The organism is Roseateles sp. P5_B10, assembly GCF_056400485.1.
Genome location: NZ_JBFULE010001062.1, coordinates 1 through 1,524, shown reverse-complemented (window position 1 = coordinate 1,524; position 1,524 = coordinate 1). Strand labels below are relative to the sequence as shown.

Sequence of the window (1,524 nt, the reverse complement as noted above, 5' to 3'; positions counted from 1 at the left end):
CGCAGGATGGTGGGTCGGTCATAGGCCCGACCGGAACGGCCAACCTCGTGAAAATCCGCGTGCAGCAGGGCTTGCAACCGCGCTTCGTCCAGGCGCACGCCGGGGTGATGCAGTTCGACTTCCAGACGCCGCAGCGTATCCACCAGGTCATCTTCCATGCGGCGCATTGTCGTCAGCAGCGGTGACTTTTCGCCCGCGGGCCACATCGTGCGCTACTGTGCCTCCATGAAGACCGCGTCCGTCCGCATCTGCCTGTTGCTGTCCACGCTGAGCGTGGGCGTCGCCGCCCAGACCTGCGCGCCGCCCGTCGACTTGAAGACCGAAACCGATGCCGGTCGCATCCAGCAGCAGGCCGTTGCACTGCTGCCCTGTCTGGGGCACCCCGACCCCCAACTGCGCGACGACATTGCCTTCGAGCAGATCTCTGCATGGGCGCGCGGCGGCAAGCTGGAGGCCGCCACGCTGCAACGCCTGCGCACCGACCTCGTCGCCGTGCTGGACGCCAAGCCCGACACCGCCGGCGTGCACCAGCCCTTTGCGGTCCTCACGCTGGCCGAGGTGGCAAGGGCCGACCGCCTCAAGCCCTTCATGACCACCGAGCAGCGCGGCGAGCTCGTCGAGCATGCCACACGCTTCCTCAGCAGCGTGCGCGACTACCGCGGCTTCACCCCCGGCGAGGGCTGGCGCCACGGCGTGGCCCACGGTGCCGATTTGGCCCTGCAGCTCGGCATGAACGAGGCGCTGAGCGCGGCGCAGCGCCAACAACTTCTGGACGCCGTCAGCAGCCAGGTGCTTGCCGACCACAGGCATGCCTACCGCTTCGGTGAAGGCCAGCGCCTGGCGCGTGCGGCGCTGCAACTCCAGCTGCGACTCAAGCCCGATGAAGCCGCGGTGCAAGCGTGGCTGGACCGGCTGCTGCAGCCATTGAAGGCAGCCAAGGGCTGGGACGAGACCGCGCTGACCGATCTGCACAATCTGCGAGAGTTCCTGTGGCCGCTGCTGGCCGGCGTGCTGGACGTCACCGACGCCGCCCAGCGCGAACGGCTCGTGGCGCCGCTGCAGAAGACGCTACGCCGCCTGCCTTAGTCGGCGTGCCGCTCGAAGTGAAGCCGGTCGTGCCAGACGCCACCGAGCTCGAAGCTGCGCAGCGAATGGCCGAACTGGCGAAAGCCATTGCGCAGCAGCACCTTCACCGAGCCGCCGTTGCCGACGCGTGCGTTGGCCTCCACGCGCATCAAGCCCAGCTCGCCAAAGGCCTTGGCCAGCACCAGCCGCACGGCCTCGCTGGCGTAGCCCCGGCCGCAGGCCGACTCGGCCATGCGATAGCCCAGCTCAGCCATCTGGAAATGGGCGCGTTTCACGCCGATCAGGTTCACGCGGCCCACCAGCTCGCCGGCCACGGTACGCACGAGGAACTGGTAGCCCTTGTCCTCGGCAGCCTCGCGCTCGGCCAGCGCAATGGCGGCACCAACGCCCTCGTGTGAGTAGAAGCCGGGCGGCCGTGAGTTGATGCGGGTCTCGAAG

General features: G+C 68.6%; 2 protein-coding genes. One reads left to right on the top strand and one right to left on the bottom strand.

Annotated elements, in window-relative coordinates; all coding sequences use genetic code 11:
• Nucleotides 1-156 precede the first annotated feature (156 nt).
• Nucleotides 157-1,086, top strand: coding sequence for a DUF2785 domain-containing protein (locus tag AC1DU6_RS30805; RefSeq protein WP_477861899.1), 930 nt, complete (start codon nt 157-159; stop codon nt 1,084-1,086).
• Here AC1DU6_RS30805 and AC1DU6_RS30800 read toward each other — a convergent pair.
• Nucleotides 1,083-1,524: GNAT family N-acetyltransferase (locus tag AC1DU6_RS30800; RefSeq protein WP_477861897.1), on the bottom strand; the 442-nt coding region annotated here is incomplete at its 5' end. The two genes, AC1DU6_RS30805 and AC1DU6_RS30800, sit on opposite strands and share 4 nt — an antisense overlap.

Coding starts and splice junctions, on each gene's coding strand:
- AC1DU6_RS30805 (WP_477861899.1), top strand. CDS start 157: ATGCGGCGCATTGTCGTCAGCAGCGGTGACTTTTCGCCCGCGGGCCAC.